Annotated in this window: 4 protein-coding genes; all 4 read right to left on the bottom strand. The window is 66.3% G+C overall.

The window, feature by feature from the left end; all coding sequences use genetic code 11:
- Window positions 1-34: 34 nt before the first annotated feature.
- A complete protein-coding gene (locus tag ACT6Y9_RS09070; protein ID WP_295480895.1) occupies window positions 35-1732 on the bottom strand; it encodes a dipeptide ABC transporter ATP-binding protein in 1698 nt (565 codons plus the stop codon).
- Window positions 1729-2613 carry an ABC transporter permease gene (locus ACT6Y9_RS09065; RefSeq protein WP_443744293.1) on the bottom strand — a complete coding sequence of 295 codons (885 nt, stop codon included), beginning with the start codon at window positions 2611-2613 and terminating at the stop codon, window positions 1729-1731. Before ACT6Y9_RS09065 ends, ACT6Y9_RS09070 begins: the two co-directional genes overlap by 4 nt.
- Before the next feature lie 17 nt (window positions 2614-2630).
- On the bottom strand, window positions 2631-3566 hold the full coding sequence (locus tag ACT6Y9_RS09060; protein ID WP_443744292.1) for an ABC transporter permease: 936 nt from the start codon (window positions 3564-3566) through the stop codon (window positions 2631-2633).
- Window positions 3567-3754: 188 nt separating this feature from the next.
- A complete protein-coding gene (locus ACT6Y9_RS09055) occupies window positions 3755-4204 on the bottom strand; it encodes a hypothetical protein (RefSeq protein WP_443744291.1) in 450 nt (149 codons plus the stop codon).
- Between the last annotated feature and the right edge of the window lie 47 nt (window positions 4205-4251).

The following is a 4251-nucleotide window of genomic DNA, read 5'->3' as shown; positions in this document are numbered from 1 at the left end:
GGGGAGAGGCGCCCCGCCCGCGGTCTCCGGCGCGTCAGAAGAGGTGCGCCGTGCGCCCGAAGGGATAGTTCTTTCCCGGAGCGGCGGCAATGAGCGAGCGCGTGTAGTCGTTCTGCGGGTTGAAGAACACGTCCTTCACGAGCCCCGACTCGACGCAGGCGCCGCGGCGCACGACGATCACCTCGTCGCAGATCTGACTCGCGACGCGCAGGTCGTGGGTGACGAAGAGGATGCCGAGCCCCAACTTGCGCTGCACCTCTTCGAGGAGCTTCAGGATGTCGGCCTGGACCGAAACGTCAAGCGCCGAGACGGCTTCGTCGGCGACGAGGATCTCGGGCCTGCAGGCGAGCGCCCGCGCGATCGAAATGCGCTGGCGCTGCCCGCCCGAAAACTGATTCGGGTAGCGGTTCAGGGCGTCGGGCGAGAGGCGGATCACCTTCATCAGACGCTCGGCCTCGCGCCAGGCCTCTTCGCGGGGGACGCCGAAGTTGACCGGCCCCTCGATGATGGATTCGCCCACCGTCATGCGCGGGTCGAGCGACCGGTACGGGTCCTGGAAGACCACCTGCACCTTCCGTCGGTAGCCGTGGAGCAGCCTCGGGGGGAGTCTCGCCACGTCTTCGTCGCCCACGATCACGGCTCCCGAGGTCGGTTCAATGAGCCTCGCGATCGAGCGCGCGAAGGTGGACTTCCCCGACCCCGACTCGCCGACGATGCCGATCGTTTCGCCCTTGGAGAGTCTGCAGGAAATGCCCTTCAGGGCTTCGACGGTCACGTAGCCCGTGAAGAAGCCGCCGAGCCGATAGGTCTTCACGACGCGGACGGCTTCGAGGAGCACCTGGCCGTGGTCCACGGGCGGCCGTTCGCGGGGCTTCAGTTCGGGCACCGCATTGATGAGCTTCTGGGTGTAGGGCTCCTGCGGGCGCTGGAGCACGGCTTCGGCCGTGCCGGTTTCAATCTGGCGGCCGAGCTCGAGCACGACCACCTGGTCGGCGATCTCGGAAACGACGCCGAAGTCGTGCGTGATGAAGAGCACCGCCGTGCCGTTCTTCTGCTGGAGCTCGAGGATGAGCTTCAGGATGCCCGCCTGGGTCGTGACGTCGAGCGCCGTCGTCGGTTCGTCGCAGATCAGAAGGTCGGGCTTCAGAATGAGCGCCATGGCGATCACGATGCGCTGCCTCTGTCCGCCCGAGAGCTGATGCGGGTAGGAGCGGTAGATGCGCGGGGGGTCCGGAAGGTTCACCTGCTCGAGGATGTCGAGGATCCGCACGCGGCGCTCATAGGGAAGCATCTCGACATGGGCCTTCAACATCTCGTCCAACTGGGCGCCGCAGGTCATCACGGGATTGAGCGCGGTCATCGGCTCCTGAAAAACCATCGCCATGTGCTCGCCGCGCAGCTTCCGGAAGGCCTGCGCCGGGAGGCCGATGAGCTCCCCGCCGTTCAGCTTGACGGACCCCGCGCACGGGGCGAGGCCCTTTGGGAGCAGCCCCATCACGGTCGAGGCGATCACCGACTTTCCCGACCCCGATTCGCCGATCAGGCACGTCACCTCGCCCGCGCGGACGGTGAAGGAGACGTGTTCGACGGCCCTCGGGCGGTCGCCTCCGGGCGGGAGCGACACGGCGAGGTCCTCGACCTCGAGCACCACGCGGTGCGGGTCAAGCGCGGCGCGGGCCTCTTCGCGGCGCAGCTCCCGGCGGGTATTGCGGGGGAAGATGCTCATGCTCATTTGTCGCTCCTCTTCGAGAACTTCGGATCGAGCGTGTCGCGCAGACCGTCGCCCAAAACATTGACGGACAGAATGGTGAGCACCAGGAAGACGCCCGGCAGCAGCACCATGTGCGGGAAGGCGTTGAACTGACTTCTGCCCTCGGCCATGATGTTCCCCCAGGTCGCGGCCTCAACCGGCATGCCGACGCCGAGGAAGGAAAGAATCGCCTCCACGAGGATCGCCTCGGCGCAGACGTAGGTGCCCTGCACGATCAGGGGCGCCGTGGCGTTGGGGAGAATGTGCCGCCAGAGGATCTTCCAGACGGGGGTGTCGAGCGCCACCGCGGCCTCGACGTAGGGCTCCTCACGGACCGAGAGCACCACCGAGCGCACGAGGCGCGCGATGCGGGGGATGCTCGGCACCGCGATCGCGGTGATCACGACCGGGAGCTTGTTGCCGAACATCGCGATCAGGCTGATCGCGAAGAGGATCGCCGGGATCGACATGAAGCCGTCCATCACGCGCATCACGACGGCGTCGACCGGGCGGAAGTAGCCCGAAAGGAGCCCGAAGAGCGTGCCGAAGAGGACGGCGAGAACCGCCGCGGAGATCCCGAGCGTGATCGAGACGCGCCCGCCGTAGAGCGCGCGGCTCCAGATGTCGCGGCCGAGGGAATCGGACCCCATCAGGAAGAAGTGTTCGAACTCGTCGCCGTCGAGCGTCATGAAAACGTTCGTGGAGAGCGGCAGGAGGTTCTGGCTCCCCGGATCGAGCATCGTGGGGTCGATCGTGCCGAGCCACGGCGCGAAGGCCGAGAGCGCGATGAGGAGCAGGAGCACGCCGCCCCCGATCCGCACGGACCAGTTGGCGAACACCTTGGCGAGTACTTTGCGCAGCATGGCTTCCTTCCTTCCCGTCAGTAGCGGATCCGCGGATCGAAGAGCGTGTAGCTCAGGTCGATCAGGAGGTTGATGAACATGTAGAGCATCGAGAAGAAGAGCGTGATGCCCTGGATGAGCGGGTAGTCGCGCGACATCACCGCGTCGATCGTGAGGCTCCCGAGACCCGGAATGGCGAAGACGATCTCGGTGACGACGACGCCGCCGATCAGGATCGCGATCCCGACGCCGATCACCGTGACGATCGGCACTGCGGCGTTCGCGAGCCCGTGGCGCAGCAGCACCTCGATCTCGGTGATGCCCTTTGCGCGGGCCGTGCGGATGAAGTCCTCCGACAAAGCCTCGGCCACCGACGCGCGCGTGACGCGCGCAATGAGCGCGATGTAGATGCACGAGAGCGTGACGGCCGGGAGGATCAGGTGCGCGATCCACCCCTCGATGCTCTCGTCGTAGCGCACGTACCCTTGAGTGGGAAAGACGTTGAGGTGGAGGCCGAAGTACCACACGAAGCAGTAGCCCAGGACGAACGAGGGAATCGAGAACCCGAGGACCGAGAAGGCCATGAGCGCGCGGTCCACCCAGCCGCCCTGACGGTAGGCCGCGTAGGTGCCGAGCGGCACCGAGAGCGCGACCGTGAGGACGATCGTGAAGCCCGCGAGCGAGAGGGTCGGCCCCACGCGGTCGGCGATCAACTGCGCAACCGGGCGGTTGAGGAAGTACGAATTCCCGAGGTCGCCCTGGCAGAGCGCCGTGATCCAGTTCCAGAACTGCAGCACGATCGGGTCGTCGAGTCCGAGCTCCCTGCGGATGCGCGCAAGGTCTTCGGCCGTCGCGGAGTCGCCCGCAATCGCCGCCGCCGGATCGCCCGGCGACAGGTGGAGCATCAAGAACACGATCAGCGCGACGATGATCATGACCGGAATGAAGGCGAGGAGCCTTCGCAGAATGAACATATGGACCTCCCGGCTTCGGGGGTGACGGTGGGGTGACGGTGAGAAGGCGGCGCAGTCCGCCGGGTGCGCCGTCTTGGCGCAGACCTTCAAAGGGCGGATCCCTTGAGTCGGCGCGGGCGGCGTACCGTCGGGGGGCCGCCCGCACCAGGCTTCTGCCGATGCGCCTGAGTTGACGCTCTTTTGGCGCGTCAGTTCTTGCTGAGCCCCCAGAAGACGCTGACCGGGGCGGGAACGAGGCCCGAGACGTTGCTGCGCAGCGCCACCATGGGCTTCGCCTCACCCAACATGCCGTAGACGCCCGACAGCATCACGCGCAGCTGAATGCCTTCGGCGATCTTTTTGCGTTCCGCCGGGTCGGAGGTCTTCACGAAGTCGTCCTTCAGCTTCTCGAGCTCCGGGTCGGTCGTCCACCCGAACCAGCCCTTGAGGCCGTTGCCCGTGAGAGGCGCGAAGAACAAGGGATTGAAGGTGTCGGCCTGATTCCAGAACGTGATGAAGGCGTTCCAACCGCCCTCGGACGTGGGCGAACTCTTGGTGCGGCGGGTCACGAGGCTCGCCCAGTCCATCGACTGCAGGTCCACGGTGAACCCGGTGCGCCGCAGGAGCTCGGCCATCACGGGCGGGTACTTGGTGATCACTCTCCGGCCTGAAGGCCGGAGCTTCTTGATTCGCTGAGCCTCGCGGC

The organism is Sutterella sp. (assembly GCF_052272535.1).
GTDB lineage: Bacteria > Pseudomonadota > Gammaproteobacteria > Burkholderiales > Burkholderiaceae_F > Sutterella.
The sequence above is the reverse complement of the archived record's forward strand: the minus strand, read 5'-3'. Positions and strand labels throughout refer to the sequence as shown.